At 40.4% G+C, this 22,385-nt stretch carries 12 protein-coding genes; 1 reads left to right on the top strand and 11 read right to left on the bottom strand.

Annotated elements, in window-relative coordinates:
- Nucleotides 1-120: 120 nt before the first annotated feature.
- The 8 genes from MMU07_RS18405 to MMU07_RS18370 all read right to left on the bottom strand — a co-directional run bounded on the left by MMU07_RS18405 (nucleotide 121) and on the right by MMU07_RS18370 (nucleotide 14,749).
- Nucleotides 121-2,166, bottom strand: a complete 2,046-nt coding sequence (locus MMU07_RS18405; RefSeq protein WP_241128072.1) for an FAD-dependent oxidoreductase — start codon at nucleotides 2,164-2,166, stop codon at nucleotides 121-123.
- A 130-nt stretch (nucleotides 2,167-2,296) separates the two neighbouring features.
- Nucleotides 2,297-4,006 carry an FAD-dependent oxidoreductase gene (locus MMU07_RS18400; protein WP_241128071.1) on the bottom strand — a complete coding sequence of 570 codons (1,710 nt, stop codon included), beginning with the start codon at nucleotides 4,004-4,006 and terminating at the stop codon, nucleotides 2,297-2,299.
- A 135-nt stretch (nucleotides 4,007-4,141) separates the two neighbouring features.
- Nucleotides 4,142-5,605 carry a RagB/SusD family nutrient uptake outer membrane protein gene (locus MMU07_RS18395; protein ID WP_241128070.1) on the bottom strand — a complete coding sequence of 488 codons (1,464 nt, stop codon included), beginning with the start codon at nucleotides 5,603-5,605 and terminating at the stop codon, nucleotides 4,142-4,144.
- Nucleotides 5,606-5,624: 19 nt separating this feature from the next.
- Nucleotides 5,625-8,933 carry a SusC/RagA family TonB-linked outer membrane protein gene (locus MMU07_RS18390; RefSeq protein ID WP_241128069.1) on the bottom strand — a complete coding sequence of 1,103 codons (3,309 nt, stop codon included), beginning with the start codon at nucleotides 8,931-8,933 and terminating at the stop codon, nucleotides 5,625-5,627.
- Nucleotides 8,934-9,088: 155 nt separating this feature from the next.
- Nucleotides 9,089-10,123: a FecR family protein gene (locus MMU07_RS18385; RefSeq protein ID WP_241128068.1), complete on the bottom strand. Its 1,035-nt coding sequence runs from the start codon at nucleotides 10,121-10,123 to the stop codon at nucleotides 9,089-9,091.
- A 45-nt stretch (nucleotides 10,124-10,168) separates the two neighbouring features.
- Nucleotides 10,169-10,795: an RNA polymerase sigma factor gene (locus tag MMU07_RS18380; RefSeq protein ID WP_241128067.1), complete on the bottom strand. Its 627-nt coding sequence runs from the start codon at nucleotides 10,793-10,795 to the stop codon at nucleotides 10,169-10,171.
- Nucleotides 10,796-11,323: 528 nt separating this feature from the next.
- On the bottom strand, nucleotides 11,324-12,934 hold the full coding sequence (locus MMU07_RS18375) for a sulfatase family protein (RefSeq protein WP_241128086.1): 1,611 nt from the start codon (nucleotides 12,932-12,934) through the stop codon (nucleotides 11,324-11,326).
- A gap of 81 nt (nucleotides 12,935-13,015) precedes the next feature.
- On the bottom strand, nucleotides 13,016-14,749 hold the full coding sequence (locus MMU07_RS18370) for an arylsulfatase (protein ID WP_241128066.1): 1,734 nt from the start codon (nucleotides 14,747-14,749) through the stop codon (nucleotides 13,016-13,018).
- A gap of 107 nt (nucleotides 14,750-14,856) precedes the next feature.
- Between MMU07_RS18370 and MMU07_RS18365 the strand changes: the two genes are divergently transcribed.
- Nucleotides 14,857-15,951, top strand: coding sequence for a glycoside hydrolase family 43 protein (locus MMU07_RS18365; protein ID WP_241128065.1), 1,095 nt, complete (start codon nucleotides 14,857-14,859; stop codon nucleotides 15,949-15,951).
- A 1,319-nt stretch (nucleotides 15,952-17,270) separates the two neighbouring features.
- Here the strand turns inward: MMU07_RS18365 and xylA are convergent.
- From xylA to MMU07_RS18350, 3 genes are all read right to left on the bottom strand, one after another.
- On the bottom strand, nucleotides 17,271-18,584 hold the full coding sequence (gene xylA / locus MMU07_RS18360) for a xylose isomerase (RefSeq protein ID WP_241128064.1): 1,314 nt from the start codon (nucleotides 18,582-18,584) through the stop codon (nucleotides 17,271-17,273).
- Between the two features lie 135 nt (nucleotides 18,585-18,719).
- A complete protein-coding gene (locus tag MMU07_RS18355) occupies nucleotides 18,720-20,210 on the bottom strand; it encodes a xylulokinase (protein WP_241128063.1) in 1,491 nt (496 codons plus the stop codon).
- 12 nt (nucleotides 20,211-20,222) lie between these two features.
- A complete protein-coding gene (locus tag MMU07_RS18350; protein ID WP_241128062.1) occupies nucleotides 20,223-21,866 on the bottom strand; it encodes a sodium/sugar symporter in 1,644 nt (547 codons plus the stop codon).
- Between the last annotated feature and the right edge of the window lie 519 nt (nucleotides 21,867-22,385).

The raw sequence follows: 22,385 nt of genomic DNA, 5'->3' as shown, positions 1-22,385 counted from the left end.
TACTTGTACTCTAAAAAAGCAGTAGCAATACAATTTTCATTGGATTTAAACCGGATCCACCTTGCCTGAAAACCATCAGGAAAACAATGTTTGGTGACTCCATTTAAGTCATTGCTGATTTCAAGGGGTCTTATGTTCAACAGGGGTTACTTTTTTTGGAATAAATAGTACGGCATCAGCCACAACGATTCCATCTGCATCTTTATTGGAAACTTCAACAAAAGCTGCATTCCCGGCTGATAAAACATATTGACCTAAATAAAACCATTCTCCGGAAGTCTGCCCTTCAACTCTAATATCTTCTTCTTTGACTATTATTTCTTTTTTGGAGGCCCCATCATTAATCATGACTTTGGTTAGACTGGTGGCCTCATTAGTTCGGGAAAAATAAATATAGGCATCATAATCACCTGCCTCCATGATAGTTGGAATAAACCGAACCGAATTTTCTTCGGTTCCTTTAGACATAGCTTTTAGAAAACTAGGGCCATATCCTCCATTAGACTGCCTATCCCAGTTTCCTTTGATTTGTACACTTTCATAATCATCATTGTCAACCAAGACTTCAGCAGTACTTCCATCAGACAATGGGTCTTCTTTCAAGATTTTCTGCAATTCTCTTACATTTACCTCATGGGATGGGATATTTTTATCAATTGCCATACAAGCAGCTACTGCTGAAGATTGTGCCAAAACCATAAAAACCGGTTCCATTCGGATGGAACCAAAAGCAATATGGCTGGCAGATAGTGCGGCAGGAACAAATAGATTTTTAATTTCCCCTTTTTTTGGAATCAGGGACCTGTATGCGATGGGGTAAGGGCCGAAACCTCCGATTTCAACATTCCCTTCATTCTTCACCATTTTTTTACCATCCTTTTCGATCACAACTCTTTGGATATTGTGGGAATCCATGGTATAGGCAGCCATTCCAATACCATCTTCCACCACTTCTGTCCCAACACAATTGGCCTCTGTCATTACATATTCCCCCACCATTCTCCTAACTTCCCTTACATACAATTGAGGAGACCAATGGCCATTTTCAACATACTCATCTCTTGGATATCCCCAATCCTGAATGAAATCCTGAACTTCTTTGGGAACTCTTGGATCTGTTTTGTAGAAATAAAGGAGTGATTTGGTATAAAACTCATGGTTTTTGACTATTTCGTGCCTCGTTTGATAGTCTGCTTCAGGATATTCATAATTCATCCCGATCATATCAGTAGAAAAACCTCCCCGGTTATTAATGTCCGTTTTTTGATTGGGCATTTTACTCCAAATAAAATAGTCATTAATTTTATTCTTGCCAGGTTGAGCTTCAAAAAGCCTGACCAACAATTCAAACATACTCGCATCGTACCCCTCAGGCTCAGTGATTTCAATTCTGTTTGCAGGATCATTGGTAAGACAAATTCTAAAATTGTAAGCCTGCACTTTACTGTCGCCCGTTCCATCGGGTTTTAAATCATTATCGCTTATTCCCCAGAGTAGCCCACTATTTGGGTCCTCTTTTGAGATGAAGGGATCCAGACCGTCTGGAAGTTGATGTCCATTCATCAACTGTACGCCATTATAAGTCTCACCGTATTGTGAATTGGGTTCTCTTCCAACAGTATAGGTCACTCCAGCCAGAGCCATTAAATCACCTTCATAGGTGGCATCTATAAACATTTTACCTTTAACCTTCAAGTTGGATGATGGTGTGTCTGCTATGTTTTGTAGTTCTATTTCAATGATGTATCCGTTTTCTTTTTCTACTTTGATCAATTGATGTCCAAAATGAACTTTTATACCTGCCTTATCCAGATAACCCTGAAAAACTGACTTTGCCACGCTCGGTTCAAATATCCATTGTTCCAATTTGCCATAATGTTTACCCAAGTTTCTGTAAAAATCCCTGGAAAGACCTGTTACGGCATATTTGTTACCAATATCTGTATATCCAAGTCCACCGGTGGTCAGCCCTCCTAAATGGTTGCTAGGTTCAATTAAGATCACTGATTTGCCAAGGTTCTTGGCAGTGTAAGCAGCAATAATACCTGCAGAATTAGCCCCATATATGACCACATCGTAGCTATCTGATTCCAACAAAGGACCACGGGAATAGCCATTCAATATGGACAGCCATAGAACCGAGAAAACAAGAAAATACTTTTTCATAAATTTCATGCTGAATATTGTTAAACACATTTATAAAACAATCCATATCTTAAAATTGGATTTGTTTAATTTTTAAAGTGGCTCTATTGCTTAATCGTCTCAAGTAGTACTTCAAACATGATGATGTCTTTTATTTAAGTCGTTCCTCAAGCACCATCACCTGTCCATCGGACTGAAGTTTTTTCTGAAGTTTCGCGTAGGGCAAATCTTGAACAGAAACATTATCATCAATCGCCAATGCAGCTGCAGTAGCGGCTGACTGTCCCAAAATCATAAACACCGGCTCCATCCTTATGGATCCAAAAGCAGTATGAGAGCTTGAGACACAAACAGCTACCAACAGGTTTTCGCATTCCTCCTTTTTCGGAATAATGGTTCCATAGGAAATGCTATAAGGTTCCTTTGGTTTTACACCAATATCCCCTTCATTTTGTACATATCCCTCAGCTGTAACAATGCGCTGAATATTGTGGGAATCCAAGGCATAGGAACCCATTCCAATTGGCTGTGGAACATCTTTTGCACCCAACACATCATGTTCCGTCATGACATAATCTCCTATCAAGCGCCTGGCTTCTCTAACATAAATCTGATGAGGCCAATTTCCATTGTCTATAAATTCATCTTTAGCCAAACCCCATTTATTCATTTCTTCCCTGACATTTTCAGGCACTTTTGGATCATTGGCTATAAAATACATTAGACCCTTTTGATAGTCCTCATGTTCTTTTATAATGGATTTGCGTTCCTCATAACTGGCTTCAGGATAGGCATAATTTTTCCCGATGTAATCCGTGCTAAAAGGGCCATGGTTGTTGGTGTCGGTTTTTAGGTTAGGTATCGGATCATATTTATCAAACGTCTCGGTCCATCCTTTTTCATAAACCCTTGCCAACAATTCATATCGGGAAGGATCATATCCAACGGGTTTTGGAAAAGGAATACTATTATCAGGATTTTGACTGAGGCACATTCTAAAATTATATGCTTGGACCTTATTGTCCCCAGTACCATTTTCTGCCAATTGCGAATCAGAAATCTCGGGCAAAAGGCCACTTGAAGGATCTCCTGAAATTATGTATGGACTTATTGGCTCTTTAAAATAGTGCCTGTGTTGGAACACCCCAAATTGTATCCCATTCCAAGTTTCACCATAAGTCTCATTAGATTCACGACCCACGTGGTACCCAACTTTGGCTGCGGCCATCAAATCCCCTTCATAGGTAGCATCAATAAACATTTTCCCTTCGAAGGTTTTTCCTGACAGGGTAGTGATAGAAATGATCTTGCCATTTTCTAACTGAACTCCATTTTTTCTATCTAGCCATTCATCCTTGAATACCTGAATATCATTTTCCAAGACAAAATCTTCAAAGACCTTTTCTGCCGCATGTGGCTCAAAAATCCACATTGTCCTAGCATTCCCGTCAATTGCCGGAGTCCCTTGTCCTACATTGCCATACTCGTCTTTTTTCTGCCATTTCCAGGAATCTTCATTTTGATAATGCATAAAAATCCTGTGGTAAAATTCCCTTGCCAAGCCACCTATTACTGACTTGTCCCCTGTATCTGTAAAACCAAGACCTCCTGAAGACAACCCCCCTAAGTGGATATCCGGGGATACGACAACAACTGATTTGCCCATTTTTTTGGCTTGAACGGCAGCAGTGATCGCAGCCGAAGTACCACCGTAGATAATAATTTCCGATTGATATATTGAATCATTTTTCTCAGAACCCCCATTTGAACTACATGAGGAATGCAATCCAAGGGTTAGAAAAAAAAGAGTCGTGAATAACAGTAGTTTTAAATTATAGTATTTAACTATCAAGGTTTTCATAGATTATAGATTTTTTTTAAGATGTTTTAAAAAAAAATAAATATTTGGGATTCATCTACTCATTATAAAATGAACCAAAATTTGGAGAATGAAAAGATAAACGTCTCCCTAGTAGATTTTACTAGGGAGATGCTATCAATATCCAGGATTTTGATCTTCATCAGTCATTGCCGGATTATTGTTAATTTCATCCACCGGAATAGGAAATAATAAGCTTACATCACTCCAGGTTTTTCCCGTTGCTTCAATTACAACTTTTGCTTTCCCCGTTCTTAAAAGATCATTCCATCTCTTCATTTCAAGGATGAATTCATACCCCCTTTCTTGTAAAACCAATTCAATAAATTGATCAAAAGTTAAAGCGGAAGTATAGTCAACTGGTGAGGAAGCTAAAGGATTATATCCATAAGCTCTTCTTCTGACTGCATTTAGGCGATCCAAAGCCAATGGGCTTACTGAGTTAGATGCTCTGGCGCTCGCCTCAGCATAAATCAAATAAGCCTCAGGCAACCTAAAAATTGGTACGTTATTCCTATGTGCTCCTCCTGAGGCAGCAGTCCCATCTTGGTACTTTTTAAAAAGTGGAGATGGTGATGGCAATGGAATAACTTGTCCAGAGGGTGCTGTAGTGAAGGTATAGGTATTATAGTTTTGACGAAAATCGTTTTTATCCCAAGTTCCAAGAAATGATGTCATAACAGGAACCCATGCAAAAAATCCTCCTACACCATAACCACCAGGTTGAGTCCTATGTAAGAATTGTGCAATAGTGTTTCCATTTGTTTCCGAATGTTGAATTGACCAGATATTCTCTGAATGGGTAATTACATCAGGTCCATATATTTTTCGATGAAAATCATCAGGTTCGTTGATAGCTACGAATTCATAGCCACCATTTAATATCACATCTTCAGCAACAGCTGCTGCCATTTGCCAATTTTGGAGATTCAAATAAACATCTGCCAAAAGCATTTTGGCTGACCAAGAGGATGCCCTTCCTGCCTGTCCATTAGGAAAGCTATTAACCATATCAGGTATGGCATCTTCTAAATCATTAAGTATAAAATCCCAAACTTCTTGTCTTGAAGCTCTTGGTGCAGGCAGTTGTGCAAAATCAGTAAATTCTTTTTCTCTTATTGGAACTCCAGACCAGTATTTCACCAAATTACTATAAAAAAAAGCCCTCAAGAATTTGGCTTCAGCTAAGATTTGCTTCTTAGTATTTTCGTTCATCACTATGGCAGGTACATTGTCCAAAACGGCATTTGCACGGTTGATTCCCTGATAAATCTCATTGTAAGAATTCCAAGCCCTTACCTGATTAGAAGCATCAAGTGGTTGAGAATAATTACTGATTGAAACTTGGCTTCCTCTACCATCGGAATAATCTGCACGGCATTCTAGCAAAGCCATAAACCAAATGGTTGGAAATGAACCGCTACCTAAGGTACCATAAGTACCATGTAATGCAGCAAAAGCATCGGATTCATTCCTGTAGAAATTGGTCCTGGAAATGAAACTTTTAGGATCCTCATCTAATATACCAATACAGTTGGTAAAGAGGATACATATAATCGGAAGAATATATAATTTTTTCATATTGATTAAAATTTAATGATTAGAAACCGATTCTTAATCCAAGTGTGTAAGACTTTGCCATAGGATAGCCTGTTTCATCTATCCCTATCCGTAAATCACCGGTTCCTCCTCTTGTATTAACTTCAGGGTCTAGTCCAGGATAGCTGGTGATAGTAATTAAATTTTGCCCACTCACATAGACTTGTGCGTTTGTAATTCCCTTGATATTCCATTTTGAGAAAGGTAAATTGTAGGCTAGCTTAACATTTCTAAGTCTTAAATAGGAAGCATCATGAATAAATCTGTCTGAAGATCTAAATATTGTGCTTGCACTGATTTTTGGATTAGCTGCATTGATGTTTTGATTTTCTTGCGTCCATCTGTCATTGTATACACCCACCAATTGATTCTCTCCTGTATTAAATGAATTGGAAATAGATCCTCCAGTTGCAAAAAATAAATCAGCTCCTTGAACCCCTTCGATAAACACATTCATTTCGAAGTTTTTATACCTAAAATTATTATTTAAGCTATAGATAAAATCAGGATATGGATTTCCAATTATTGTTTGATCTTGGTTATTAATAACACCATCATTATTCAAATCCTGAAATTTGATTGATCCATTTTCATTAAGACCATCTTCTACAAATCCCCAAAACATACCTAAAGGCTGACCTTCTCGGGCAATATTTATGGGTGAACCAAAGGGCAAACTTAAGCCACCTCCAAATACATCACTCCCACCGATATTGATCACTTTATTTTCATTGAAAGAGATCTGGCCGAAAACATCCCATTTGAATTCATTAACTAATATATCACCCCAAATTCCGAGTTCGAAACCTTGATTTCTAATTTCTCCAAGATTTACCAAAACAGAATTGAAACCAGTTGAACCCGGTAGTGTAACCCTTGCTAACAAATCCCGAGTATTTTTCACATAATAATCAGCTGTCAGCCTGAAGCGTTCCTCAATAATTCCAAAGTCTACTCCAATATTAAATTGCTCTGTAGTTTCCCATTTCAAATTATCGTTGGGAACCTCAGCTGGGACAAATCCAATTACATCATTATTGCCAAAAGTTGCTCTTTGAACTCCAAGTCTATTTAGGGATTGAAAAGGCGAAACAGCTGTACTTCCGGTAACCCCATAACTTGTCCGTAATTTGAAGTTGGTTATCCAAGAAATATCCTTCATAAATGCCTCATCTGATATTCTCCATGCTACTGCACCCGATGGGAAATAACCCCATTTATTGTTTGCTCCAAATCTTGAGGAACCATCCGCCCGAAGACTTCCTGTAAATAGAATTTTATCATTCAGGAAAAAATTAGCTCTTCCCAACCAAGATAAAATGGTCCATTCTGAGAAATCCGAAAAATTGGGGTCTGTTAGCTGTGCTGCTCCAAGATTATTATTTAACAAAAGGTCTGTTACAAAACCACTTCCACTTGATCTGTTGATTTTACTTCTGAAATCCTGAAAGGTAAACCCTCCCACCAAATTAAGTTTGTGATTACCAAATGATTTATTATAAGTCAAAATGTTCTCATTAAGATATGACACATTCCTTATGATTGAAGTACTGGCATTTCCTGAAGGAGATGACAACCGAACAATAGAAGGAGAATAAAAATCATTTTCGATAAATGCCTGTTCTATCCCCCCAATTACCTTAAATGACAGATCATCAGTGATTTTAAAATTCATCGAAATGTCTGCAAGCAAATTGGAATTCGTGGATCTGTTAAATATCTCAGCATATAGTAAAGGGTTTTGAAGGGCATTAGGACTGAAAAAATACCTGTTCACATTTGAGAAATTTCCATCCTCATCGAAGGGTGCCACAGTAGGTGGTGAAACAAATGCCGCAGAGAGAATACCGCTGCCTCTATGACCATTATCAGCATTTACAATATCAGTCATTTGTCTTGTAGCCACGATATTTGTACCTATTGATAGATATTTTTTTACCTCTTGGTCTAATCCCATTCTCAAGGAACCTCTCTGAAGCCCAGATCCTAATATAATTCCATCTTGACCAAAATAATTGGCGGAAACTGAATATTTTGTGGATGAATTTCCTCCATCAAATGTCAGGGTATGACTTTGAATTGGAGCAGATTGGAATATCTGATCCTGCCAGTCAGTATTGATATTAGGAAGGTTATTGAGGTCAAAAACCTCAGGTCTGCCATCATTCCTTGCCAATTCATTGGCAATCTCCGCAAATTGGCTTTCATTCATCAAGTCAAATTTCTTTGCAACTTGCTGAACGCCGTAATAACTATCCAACGAAATTCTTTGAACTCCTTCTTTTCCCTTATTTGTAGTAATTATCACAACACCATTTGCACCTCTAGCTCCATAAATTGCTGTGGCGGAAGCATCTTTTAAAATATCTATTGAGGCTATATCTGAAGGATTTAAAAAATCAATTCCTCCTGCTAAAGGAAATCCATCAACAACATACAAGGGCTGATTACTTCCTAAAAACGAATTTCCTCCCCTTATTTGAACCTGAACAGAAGATCCTGGCTGACCTGAGTTCTGGATTACTCTTACCCCAGGAGCTCTACCGCGGAGCGCTTGTTGAACATTTGGAACAGGTAACGCATCAATATCCTTGCTGGAAATCTGAGCTACTGATCCTGTAATATCTGCTCTTTGAACCGCACCATACCCAATTACGACTACTTCTTGCAAAGCCCTTGCATCTTCTTTTAACACTATATCTAAGTTGGACTGGTTATCAATTCTTATTCTTTGCCGCTCAAATCCAATAAAGGAAAATACCAAAACCCCTCCTTCAGGCACTTCAAGTGCGAAATTCCCATCTAAATCAGTGACAGTTCCAATCGAGGTACCTTCGATAATGATGGAAACCCCAGGCAATGGATCATTTTTGACATCTTTTACATTACCGCTCACGGTGACCTCAAAACCTTCAATTATTTGAATACTTCCCTCCTCATTTCGCCTTTTTTTGGCATTCACATGGATGTTATCATTCACTTGCACAAAGCTCATCTGGGTTTGTTTGGAGATTTCTTCCAAAACCTTATAAACAGATTGGTTGGCTTCAGCGATTGTCACAGATTGATTGAAGTCAATCATATTGTCATTGTATGTGAAACGGAAGTCAGTATTGGTTTCAATTAAATCAAAAGCCGCACGGACAGGTTTGTCTTTCAGCGCGATTTTAACTTTTACATTTTCAATGGTTTTCCTTTGGGCATTGCTGTCATTTGCAATCAATACACTGCAGAAAAACAACTGAATGATAAATCCATATAGAAGTCTTTTGGAGAGCATAATAAGTTGTCTCTGTATATTTTTTTTCATAATATTGAATGGTTTAAGTGGTCAAAACTTGAACTCTTGCCTCTCCGTGCTACCAAGTGAAGAGAGGCTTGGAAAGGCAGAAAAACAGTTCCCCCCAGAACTACTTCTGCCTTTTGCTTTTTATCCTGAATCTAACTTCTTGTCTGTCATGGTTTTTATGGTTTGGTTATCTTGACTTTTTTGCCTGTTAATTCATATTTCAATCCCGAGGTATGGCTAATTCCTCTCAATACATTTTCCAGGGTTTCACCTTTGTATTGTCCCGAATACACCCAGTCTTTGCTGATTTTTCCTTTCACTTCGATTTCTACCCCGTACCATTCTTCTATCTTGGATGTGGTCTCTTCAAAGCTGCTCTTGTTAAAAACCAGATACATCTCCTTCCAACCGGCAATCTCCATTTGGTCAAATCCCGATTTATAGAATTTACCATCCTTTCTTATCACGAGCATTTCGTTGGGATCCAGCAAAACTTGGTTTCCCCGTTTGTCATTGACCCTCACTTTTCCTTCAACCAAGGCGACAGCTAAGCCATCTCCATTTTCCTTTACATTAAAAGAGGTTCCAAGCACATTGATCGCATTGTCCCCGACCGATACTATGAATGGCCTGCCATCTTTAGCTACTTCGAAATATGCCTCCCCTTCGAGTTTGACCGATCTGAGGTTGTCATCAAATACCTCCGGGTAGGAGATTTTACTTGCAGCATTCAGATGGATTTTTGTCCCATCAGCCAACAATAAAATGGACTTTTTGCCTGCAGGGTTGGCTTTAGAAACTACCATTGTTTCTAAGGTCTCTGATTCTATCTTTATTCCCTTGATCATGCCTTCATAAGAAATCCACATACAAAATCCGATGACAAAAGTGGCTGCTATTTTTCGGATAGAAAAAATTGAAAACCATGGATTGGATTGATCGGCCTTATAAGTTTGATCTCTGTTCCATTCATTTGCATGGATGATGTTCTCAAACATATCCACATACATCGAATCAGAAATCCCGCTGTTTTGCTCAGCCTGAATGGACCGGATGACAGACGCTGCCTTTTGTACAACCTGTCGTTTTTCAGGATGCTCCGAGATCCATTTTTCCCAAAAATGTTGGTTATTCTCATCAGGATTTTTTACCCATTGGATAAAAAATTCGTCTGTGAGAAAATGCTCTATGTCGTAATCTTTGAATTTCATTGGATAAGATTAATGCTTAAAATATGCAATAGGTATAATAGGTTTTCAATTTTTCAAGAGTTGCTTTAAGCTTTCAATTGCCCTGTAGACCAATTTTCTTGCAGTCTTGACTTGATTGAATTCCAAGACTTCTGCGATTTCCTTGTAACTCATTCCCTCCTCATACAATAAAATCAGCGCTTGCCGCTGTTTTGGAGTCAGTTGGTTTAAGGCCTGTTTCAACTGGGTATTTATTTCATTTTCGGATTCCATCTGGATTACTTTAGTCTCATGAGAAACCTCAATCAGAAATGCATTCTCCGGTAATTCTATGCTTTGGATGGATTGACTGTTTTCTTTCTTCATAGTCCGAAACAGATCCCGCTGCAATGATTTGAGAAGATAAGATTTGATGCTTACCACTTCTGAAAGTGTCCCTCTTTTCCTCCGCAGGTCAATAAAAAGATTTTGGATACCATCCTTGACCAAATCAACGTTGCCAGTAATCTGCATTCCAACACTGAAAAGTATAGGAGTATAGCACCTGTAGATGTAATTGAATGCTGCTTCTTCACCTTTGTTAAAAGAATTCCAAACCTCCAAATCAGATTTTTTCTCAAAAATTTTGGTTGATTCAGAATGAGTGAAAGGAACAACAAAAGAAAGTTTGGTTTTATGGGGTTTATTGACCATAAAGGTTTTGTGGTTATTCGGGTTTCTAATATTAAGAGGTGATTTAATTAAAAATGACCCCATTAAAATTGGAAATATTTTAAAAAAATCTTAAAAAAATAAATCCCTTCTTAATTTTAATAAAAAGAATTCGGATTAGTTTATAAAATTAAAGTTGCTTTCCACTCATTTGCCAATAGTCACCCATTCTACAGCAGATATTAGGAAAGACCAAGCTCTGTTTGATATTTCAGGCTTCAGCCCGGAATTAAATTTAAATACCAATTTATTGTCATCATAACAGAAAGGCGGGTAAGTGCAACTTAGTTTTCCATTCCTCTCTATATATCTATCTTACCTATTAGGCCTATACCTTATGAAAATTACCTACCGATGCGCTGACTTAGATGATGGTTTCGGCAGCAAATTCTTTGGTTTGGTCTGTTTTGGCACAACTGAACAAGGCCACCAACCAAATGATCAGGAAGCAGATACCGGTATTTTTCATCATTGAAATTTAAATAGGGTCAAAGGCAAACAGGAATAAAATTATTCATTCCCAACTTTTTTATAGGATCGGACAAAAGACCCATGGGTATCCTCTACCTCTTTCAGGTATCTTTCGAGTAGTTGTTGGCTGATTTGGGAAGAGTCGCCGTATTTTATTCGAAGGCCTTCCAATTCTCCATGAAGCTTCTTTTTTACAGTTGTATATGCAGGATCGCCGTAGACGTTTTTCATTTCTTTAGGGTCATTTTTTCGGTCATACAATTCCCATTCATCTACATCATAATAAAAATGGATCAACTTGTACTCCTTGGTCACGATGGCATAATGCCTTTTGACCATGTGGACAGAGGGGTACTCGTAATAATGGTAATACACAGCATCTCTGTTCCACTTGTCCGATTGTCCTGTCAGCAAAGGCATAAGGCTTTCTCCCTGCATGTCTGATGGGGCTTCGATGCTGGCTGCTTCCAAAAAAGTCTGTGCAAAATCGAGGTTCTGAACCATCTCATCAGACTTGCTTTCAGGCTGTATTTTTCCCGGCCATGAGATCATCAGTGGGGTCTTGAAGGATTCATCATAAACGAAGCGCTTGTCAAACCAACCATGTTCGCCAAGGTAGAATCCCTGATCGGAGGTATAAACAATGATGGTGTTTTCCATCAAACCATTTTCCTCAAGGTAATCCAAAACCCTTCCGACATTTTCGTCGACAGCGGCAATGGTTCCAAGGTAATCCTGCATGTACCTTTGATACCGCCACTTCATTTGATCTACCTCATTCATAGAGGGATATGATTTGACAAATGAAGCATTCATTGGGGCAAAAACCTTGTCCCAATTGGCTCGCTGCTTCGCATTCATTCTTCCCACCTCTCTTTCAAAAGCCCCTTTGTCCCAACCCGACGCATCAGGAATCCCCAACTGATCCATTACCTCAGGATACAGCTTGGAATCCCCTGACCAATTCATATGGGTCAAAAGATTCATTTCAGCTTCCTTGGCCGCAGCACCTCTTCCCGAATAATCGTCAAATAGGGTGACCGGCTCAGGAAATGTTTTTTTGGAAAATTCCTCTATGTGGCGCTCAGCAGGCAACCACTCCCGATGCGGAGCCTTGTGGAGATACATCAAAAAAAACGGCTCTTCATCCTTCCTTTCATTCTCCAACCAATCCAAGGTAAAGTCTGTAATCAGGTCAGTGACATATCCCTCTACCTCGATAGTACCTTCGTTTTTGGTAATAAATGTCGGATTATAATAAGCCCCCTGACCGGGCAAAATCTTGAACTGATCAAAGCCCTTTGGGTTGTTGCCAAAATGCAGTTTCCCAAACATGGCAGTCTGATATCCATTGGCTTTTAGCAGTTGGGGAAAAGTGACCATGGTCGTATCAAAGGGGAAATGGTTGTCAGTTTTGCCGTTGAGATGGGAATGCTTCCCTGTCAAAATTGTCGCCCGGGAAGGCGCACAGATGGAATTGGTCACGCAGGCATTGGAAAAAAGCATTCCGCTTTTGGCAATCCTGTCGATATTAGGGGTATGGATTAGCCTGTCGTCATAGGCACTAATGGCCTGATAGGCATGGTCATCCGACATGATAAAAATAATGTTTGGTCTTCCTTTTTCCTGATTGGATACTAGGCTATCCATTTCGGCTTTGGCTGTTTCAGTGAAAATCAAGCCTACCAATAACAAGGCAAATATTTTATTCATAGTATCTTTTGGTTTTTCTCAATCAACCTTTTTTAAAATTACTGACTTTATCTCAAGGCCAGAATCCACTGCCCCTTTTGCCCCTAAGGTAAGTTTCAGCGGCCCTTTTTCAAACCTCTTTTTACCCAAATGGACCAACGGCCAATGCTTTTCATACACTTCTCCCCGCAGAACCCGATCCGGACTTGAAATCTCCTCAGCAAAATAAACCTCAGAAATCTCTATAACCCATGCTTCTTCATTCATTTCAAGGAATAACCCAAAAGAAGAAGTATTTGAAAGTTGGAGATAAATCTCATAGTCACTGTCCTGCACCGTCTCAATGTCCCAAGATACCCGATCGGCCTCTGCTAAAAATCCCACAAACCAATCATTGGCCCATCCCATTTTTCCCTTGAAACTGACCCCTCCCGTCATTTTCCCATCAGGTGCCGGAAGTTCTATTCGGGGTACATGCGCATGTCCAACTTGGATCAATGGAGGCTCTACACCATTTTTAGTCACATTTTGAAACCAAGCCAAATATTCCCTCTCCATAATATCGACCAATCGGAGATTTTCAGCGAAAATATTTTGGGTTTGGGAATAATCGTTTTCCAGATCATAGAGCTCTTTTTTGTTGTTTTGCAGGGTCAAAAGATACTTCTGATTCCGGATCGCACCGGGAATCGTATCAAAATCCCGGTTGACATGGTGGGTAAAAAAGTACCTGTCTTCCCATTGCGGATTACTCTTGATCAAAGGCAAAAGGCTTTTGCCATGGACTTCAATTTCTTTAGGAATCTCAATTCCCAAAATATCCATCAAAGTCGGTAGGACATCTATATGTGCTGCCCAAGGTTTGATCACTTGAGTATCTTGACCGGGAATCCGCATAAAAAAAGGAACCCTCACCCCTCCTTCATCCAAATGGGCTTTGGTCCCTTTCATGCCGCCGTTGAACCGGAATCCATTGGGACCATTGTCTGTCATAAAGATGACTATGGTATTGTCAAGTTTCCCGCTTTGCCTGAGAAAAGACATCAGTCTTCCTACATTGTCATCAATGTTTTGGACCATTCCGTAAACCGTCGCGTCCTTGTCGTTAAGTCCTTCGGCTTTGTATTTGTCAAAATATCGGTCAGGAACCTGAAAAGGACTATGGGGAGTATTATAGGAAAGCATCGCGAAAAAAGGAGCTTCTCCTTCCATAAAATCCATCGTTTTGTCAGTCAGGAAATCGGGCAAATAACCTTCGAAAGTAACTTCCTCAAAATTATGCGTGAGTTTGCTGTCAAAGTAATTGTTAAGATGACCTTCTGTAAATCCCAAAAACTCCTCAAAGCCCTGCCCTATAGGATCATGGGGAAACTGTTTTCCCTGATGCCATTTTCCAAACAATCCTGTCCGATAACCCGCAGGCTTGAGTATCTCCGCAATCGTCATTTCGTCCTCCCTCATCACTTCCATCCTGTGTGTCACCCAAGTGGTGCCCGTCGCTGGATGATAACGTCCCGTAAGTAGACTTGCACGGGTGGGGGCGCATACCGGAGAAACATAAAACCTGTCAAAAACTATAGATTGTGAAGCCAAGGAATCAATATTGGGGGTTTTGATCAGCTCATTGCCATGGAATGACAAATCTCCCCAGCCTTGGTCATCCGTGATGATAAGTAATACATTTGATTTCTTAGAGATTCCTTCACCCTCACAGGAACTGATAAAAAACCAGGAAGAAAAAAATATCAAACACAGCGAAAAGGGAATTTTCATAGTCATTCAGGTTTGGGATCGCCTAATCAAGATACCTGAAATAATTTGAAAACATCAAGAAATATCAAGGGTTATCCCTATTTTTAACGAACAAAAACCTAAAACCTATGAAAATCAATTTTGAGAAAACCACTCTCTTTGCAATTTCAATTCCTTTTTTGGTTTTTTCTTGTGGACCAAAAACAGAAGAAAAGGCAGTCGAGGAAACAGAAGTCTCCAATTTTATCAATCCGCCATTGGTCAGCCATATTTATACCGCTGATCCTTCTGCCCATGTATTTGATGGGAAAATCTATATTTATCCCTCGCATGATGTCGAATCCGATGTTAAGGAAGATGATATGGGTGCCCATTTTAATATGATGGACTATCATGTTTTTTCCATGGACAAGCCCGGTGGCCAAATTACCGACCACGGCAAAGCATTGGATGTGGCAGATGTGCCTTGGGCCAAAAGACAAATGTGGGCACCTGATGCGGCTGAAAAGGACGGTAAATATTACCTCTACTTTCCCGCAAAGGATAAGGATGATATTTTCAGAATTGGGGTTGCGGTAGCGGATAATCCTGCCGGACCATTTAAAGCCGAACCCGAAGCAATCAAAGGAAGCTACAGTATGGATCCTGCTGTATTCAATGATGAAGATGGCAGCTATTACTTATACTTTGGAGGAATTTGGGGAGGACAGTTGCAACAATATAGAGACAACATATACAAACCTGTTGGTAAAGGCCCTACTGATGGAATTCCTGCAAAAAACGAACCTTCCTTGATGCCGAAAATGGCAAAATTGAGTGCAGATATGTTGCAAATGGCTGAAGCCCCAAAGGATGTAAATATCCTAGATTCATTGGGCAATCCAATCTTGGCAGGAGACAATGAAAGGAGATTTTTTGAAGCTGCCTGGGTTCATAAGTATAATGGAAAATATTACTTTTCTTATTCTACCGGTGATACCCACAATATTGCGTATGCCATCGGGGACAATCCTTATGGACCATTTACCTACCAGGGAGTAGTTCTGAATCCTGTTCAGGGATGGACCAACCACCATTCCATAGTGGAGTTTGAAGGCAAGTGGTACATTTTCTACCACGATACCGAATTGACCAACAAAACCCACCTCCGCAATATCAAAATGACCGAATTGGTTCACAATGAAGATGGAACGATACAGACTATTGAGCCAATGAGGAAGTAATGGAGATTTGAGACGTAGGATTTGAGATTTGAGACAAAAAACACCGTCAAATAGATTTTTGACGGTGTTTTTTTGCTTGCGCTTTTCTACATTCAGATGGGAGGGAAATCTCCTGATTTTGGCTCCTTCGACAAACAGTCCGCCACGGCGGAGCTGAATAATAGCAAGCCCGTGCAAGGTGCTTCTCTGATTTTTATACCCAAACAAATTTCCTGGCACCGCAGCTTGGGGTTTAAGAAAATACGATGTCATTGGTTTTTGGAAGCAAAGATGATAAGCGAGGAATGGGCTTCCCACCAAAAACAGGGAAGGTTGATAGAAAATTATAAAAATAAAGAACTGTCCGAATGGAATTGCAAATTCCAATTATAAGAAGGCGTAATTGCAAATTCCGCCTAGGGGAGCTTCACACCAAAAACAGGTAAGTTGAGAAGTCACTTCATTTGGAAGGTCGCCTTTTTCTTTTTCAATTATTTGACCATATTTTGACGATCTATTCTTGTGTCACTTTTTGTCTTACCACAAAAAGGCAAGTCGGCAGAATCCTATCCACGCTCAGCCCCAACGCCGACCCGGTCCGCCGACCTCCTCCCCACAAGTGTTTCATAAGAGAATTTCCCTGAAGTATAAGATCCCTTATTAGTAAACCATTGAAATTTCTTTTCTCGGGGCTCATTCGACCAATAGCCCCGAAGCGGGCGAAATAATATTAGCCCCGTGCAAGGTGCTTCTCTGATTTTTATACCCAAACAAATTTCCTGGCACCGCAGCTTGGGGTTTAAGAAAATCAGTTGCCTTTGGTTTTGAAAGCAAAGATGATAAGCGAGGAATGGGCTTCCCACCAAAAACAGGGAAGGTTGATAGAAAATTATAAAAATAAAGAACTGTCCGAATGGAATTGCAAATTCCAATTATAAGAAGGCGTAATTGCAAATTCCGCCTAGGGGAGCTTCACACCAAAAACAGGTAAGTTGAGAAGTCACTTCATTTGGAAGGTCGCCTTTTTCTTTTTCAATTATTTGACCATATTTTGACGATCTATTCTTGTGTCACTTTTTGTCTTACCACAAAAAGGCAAGTCGGCAGAATCCTATCCACGCTCAGCCCCAACGCCGACCCGGTCCGCCGACCTCCTCCCCACAAGTGTTTCATAAGAGAATTTCCCTGAAGTATAAGATCCCTTATTAGTAAACCATTGAAATTTCTTTTCTCGGGGCTTAATTGCATCCCGACATTTTTCGCGGATCCTCCTACCACCAAACAAAAAAAACCGTCTAGTTCACACCAGACGGTTTTTATATTTTCACCTTGATTGAATCCTATATAAATTCATTCAGGATATTTTCGTACAATTCCTGCTTGCCGCTTGTTTGTTTTGGTTCACCGTTAGCAACTGCCAGGCTTCTCAAATCCTCCAAAGTCAGCTTGCCTTCTTCAAATTCTTTTCCTTTTCCTGCATCAAAAGAAGCATAACGCTGCTTTCTCAAATCCAGATAGGCTGAATTTTCCAAAATATCATTGGCGATCAACATGCCTCTTGCGAAAGCATCCATGGAGCCAATATGTGCCAAGAACAAATCTTCAAGGTCTGTGGAATTCCTTCTTACTTTAGCATCAAAGTTCACTCCTCCACCTTGTAAGCCTCCACCTTGGAGGATTACCAACATGGCCTCAGTCAGTTCCTGAAGGTTGATGGCAAATTGGTCGGTATCCCATCCGTTCTGCGCATCTCCTCTATTGGCATCTATAGAACCTAACATGCCGGCATCAGCTGCTACCTGCAGTTCATGTTGGAAAGTATGGCCAGCCAATGTCGCATGATTGACTTCGATATTCAATTTGAAATCCTTGTCCAATCCAAAATGTCTCAAGAAACCGATCACTGTCGCCGAATCATAATCATATTGGTGTTTTGTAGGTTCCATCGGTTTTGGCTCGATAAAGAAGGTTCCTTTGAATCCGTTCTTTCTTGCATAATCCCTAGCCATGGTCAAAAATCTGCCGAGGTGTTCGGTTTCGCGTTTCATGTCGGTATTCAAAAGAGACATGTAACCTTCTCTTCCTCCCCAGAATACATAATTTTCTCCGCCTAATTTGATGGTGGCGTCGATGGCATTTTTCACCTGAGTTCCTGCCCAAGTCACGACATTGAAGTCGGGATTGGTAGAAGCACCGTTCATATAGCGTGGATTTGAGAATACGTTGGCTGTTCCCCAAAGCAACTTCACCCCGGTTTCTGCCTGCTTCTGCTTGGCATAATCCGTGATGATCTGCATCCTGCTTTCGTATTCGGAAAGGGAATTTCCTTCATCTATGAGGTCGATGTCATGGAAGCAATAATACGGAGCACCGATTTTGGTGATAAATTCAAAAGCAGCATCCATCTTGTCTTTGGCTCTTTGGACTGCATCTGCATTCGCATCCCAAGGTCTTTCCATGGTTCCCGGTCCAAATGGATCAGCACCCGTGGCGCAGAAGGTATGCCAATAAGCAATTGAAAACTTGAAGTGTTCTTTGAGGGTCTTCCCTCCTACAATTTTATTTTCATCATAATATTTGAAAGCAAATGGATTTTTGGAGCCTTTTCCTTCAAACTTGATTTTGTCGATGTTTGGAAAATAGGTTTTTGACATGATATTCATAGGTTATTTTATGATGTGAGATGTGAGATTTGAGATTTGATATTTGAGATTTTGGAAACGTATTTCTCAACTCCTTGACTTGGCTGACAACTACGACTGAAACAGCCCACTGAGACTAAAAACTGATCACTGCACTTTTTTCAATGCTTCCAACCAATTTTCGTAGACTTCCTTATAGGTACTGACCAAAGAAGGATTTGGATCTATCGAAGCAAGCTTGTCAAGTCCCTGAAATGCTTCTTTTGGAGAGGCATAAATTCCGGCACCGATCCCTGCTCCACGTGCTGCTCCCTGAGAGCCATCAGTGTCATATAATTCAAGAGTGACGCCGTTCATGTTCACAAAAGCCTCTCTGAACAATGGACTCAAAAACATATTGGCTCTTCCTGCTTTGACAGTATTTAGATTTAGGCCCATGTCTTTCATGATGCTAAAACCATAAGTCAGCGAAGCCACTATGCCTTCCTGCCCTGCCCGGAGAACATGTCTCCTGTCATGCTTGAGAAGATTGATGCCTGAAAGATGCGCGTCTACGGATTTGTTTTCCATGATTCTTTCCACACCGTTTCCAAATGGGATAAACTTCAGACCTTCAGAACCTACAGGAACCTGGGCTGCCAAGTCATTCATTTCAGGATAGGAAATGCTTTCACCCCCCAGGAGTTTTTTGAGCCAGGAATTCAAAATCCCCGTCCCGTTGACACAAAGCAAAACACCGTATTTTGGATCTTCCTGCTTGTGGTTTACATGTACAAAGGTATTTACTCTTGATTTCGGGTCATATACCGCTCGTGTACTTACTCCATAAACTGTCCCGCTTGTACCTGCAGTCGTTGCCAATTCACTTTCTTCCAATACATTGAGTGAAAAAGCATTGTTGGGTTGGTCGCCGGCACGATAGGTAATCGGCACGCCTGTTTCTATCCCCAAAATTTCCGCCGCTTCGGAATTGACCATTCCCTGAAAGGAGAAAGAAGGCACTACGTCTGCGATCAGTGATTCATCTATTCCGTAGTAATCCAAAAGCTTTTTTGATAATCCATTGGATTTGAAATCCCAAAATATCCCTTCTGAAAGACCTGTCTCCGAAGTTTTGATTTCACCGGAAAGCTTCATGGCGATGTAATCACCGGGAAGCATGATTTTATGGATGCGGCCATAAAGGTCAGGCTCGTTTTCCTTGACCCACTTCAGCTTGGATGCCGTAAAATTTCCCGGAGAATTCAACAAATGGGGAAGGCAGTATTCCTCACCCAATTCCTGAAAAGCTTTGTTGCCAATAGCCACGGCCCGGCTGTCACACCAAATTATGGAAGGACGGATAACTTGTCCATTTATATCCACGCACACCAAACCATGCATCTGATAGGAAATCCCTATGGCTTTCAGTTCGCCCTTTTTTACTTCGCCACTTTTGACAATGGCGTGGGTGGTATCTATGATGTACTTCCACCACATATCAGGATCCTGCTCTGCCCAGTCATTTTGCGGGGCAGCGATAGTCATTTCGACTTTTGGCAAGCCTTCAGTCGCTACGACTTTTCCGGTATCAGCATCCAAAAGGGTAGCTTTTACCGAAGAACTCCCTATATCATATCCAATCAATAATCTTCTCATGCTTGATAAATTCTACCAGAATATAATATAAAGTGCCGCGGTGATGCCTGAAATAATAATAGCACCGATTTTGAAGGTAGTACTTGTCCTGAATAGCTCTTTGTTGATATCAATGCCGTTTGGATGGTCTTTTCCTTTGCCTTCGTACAAACTAATGGCAATAATCAAAGCAGAAATCACCAAGAATACCACGCCCATCCTATCAAGGAAAGGAAGGTCTGGCATTCCAAACTTCAATGCGGTTGACAAAGGAATAGTCAAAATAGCTGCAGTCAGTGCAGCATTGGAAGTGGTTTTTTTCCAGAATACTCCAAAGAAAAAGATGGCAAACACTCCCGGAGAGACAAAACCTGTGTATTCCTGAATAAACTGAAACGCCTGATCCAAAGAACCCAATGCCGGCGCCACAATCGCAGCGACGACAAAAGCCACCAAAGCTGCCAACCTGCCCACTCTTACCTGTTTGGTCTCAGAGGCATTTTTGTCAATGTATTGCCTATAAATATCCATCGTGAAAATGGTGGAAGTACTGTTGGCCATAGATGCCAATGAGGACACTATCGCTGCTGTCAGGGCTGCAAAAGCCAAACCTTTCAAACCAACCGGCAAAATCTGGAGCAATGTAGGATAAGCCCTGTCTGATTTGATCAAACCGGTGACAGGATCATTCATGGAAGCAATGAAATCAACATCAATTCCATTCTTTACAATTACCCATGCAGCGATTCCAGGAATGACAACTATCAAAGGCATCAACAATTTCAAAAATCCGGCGAAGATCATTCCCTTTTGTGCTTCATCAAGATTCTTAGCAGCAAGTGCCCTTTGGGTAATGTATTGGTTAAATCCCCAATAACTCAAGTTGGTAATCCACATCCCTCCTACCAAAACGCTGATGCCGGGTAGATCCAAATAAGCGTCTCTTGTGCCGCCCTTACCATCAGAAATCATCATTTCTCCTTTGGAAAGAATCATTGAAAAGTGACCCGGAACTTCTTTTCTCAACAAACTCAAGCCATCCCAAGCATCCCCGCTTCCAACTATCTGAAGAGCAATGTAAGTTGTCGCCAAACCACCGGCAATCAGAAAAACTACCTGCACCACATCTGTCCAAGCCACAGCTTTGAGCCCTCCATAGATGGAATAAATCATAGCGAAGAGCGCCAAACCAATAATTCCATAAGTCATGGGGACATTTAGAATGGTATTTAAACTCAATGCGCCAAGATATAATACTGAAGTCAAGTTGACGAACACGTACAACAATAACCAAAATATGGCCATCGTAGTCCTTACCCTGGTATCATACCTGTCGAGCAAAAAACCCGGCATGGTATAAATCCCTTTTTTGATATAAACCGGAAGAAAAAATATCGCAACCACAAGGAGTGTCGCCGCAGCCATCCATTCATAGGTGGATATTGCCAATCCCAAAGCAAATCCGGAGCCTGACATTCCGATAAACTGCTCAGCGGAAATATTGGAAGCAATCAAGGACGCCCCTACCGCCCACCAAGGCAACGCTTTGGAAGCCAGGAAGTAATCTTTTGAGTCTTTGATATGACCTTTCTTTTCCCGCGAAACGAAAAGGCCCATGCCGACAATCAGTAAACAATATCCGATAAAAACGGCGAGGTCTAAGGGTTCTAATAACATAGGTTATGGTTTATTGTATAAGATTTTGATTCGGAATCGATTGCAAAAGATAATTTCTTTTTTTGACCGAATTATTTTCAAATATAATGTTTTCGGCTAATCTCAATACTGTTTTTTAATTTTTATCCCAAAGGTCTGACTATGGCTTTTTTTTGAGTTTTTGAAAAAGCACAATTGGTATAAAAAAAATTTTATTCAGGGAAAGGCGAACATCTCCTTTATTTATGATTGGTAAAAAAAGTTAGGACTGCTTGGCAAAATGTCCTTAAATAACCACTTCCACCATGACGCTAACCCATTCTTTATTTTGAAAAAGATGACTGTAAAAAAATCAGTGCTAAAACTAAACTGAGGTTTCGTATTTACGGGTAATTGATTTTATGAGTATCCGCAATGTTGTGCTTTGGGCTATAGGAGGTAGTATCGAATGAGGATACTCGTCCGCAGACGACAATCCACTGTCCACTTGGTGTTCAAAGGCTCCTCCAACAAATTATTGTTTGGCTACGTGCAAGAAAG

This window comes from Cognataquiflexum nitidum, from assembly GCF_022538055.1.
Classification (GTDB): domain Bacteria; phylum Bacteroidota; class Bacteroidia; order Cytophagales; family Cyclobacteriaceae; genus Cognataquiflexum; species Cognataquiflexum nitidum.
Note: the sequence above shows the minus strand (reverse complement) of the source record. Positions and strands in the feature narration are given on the sequence as shown.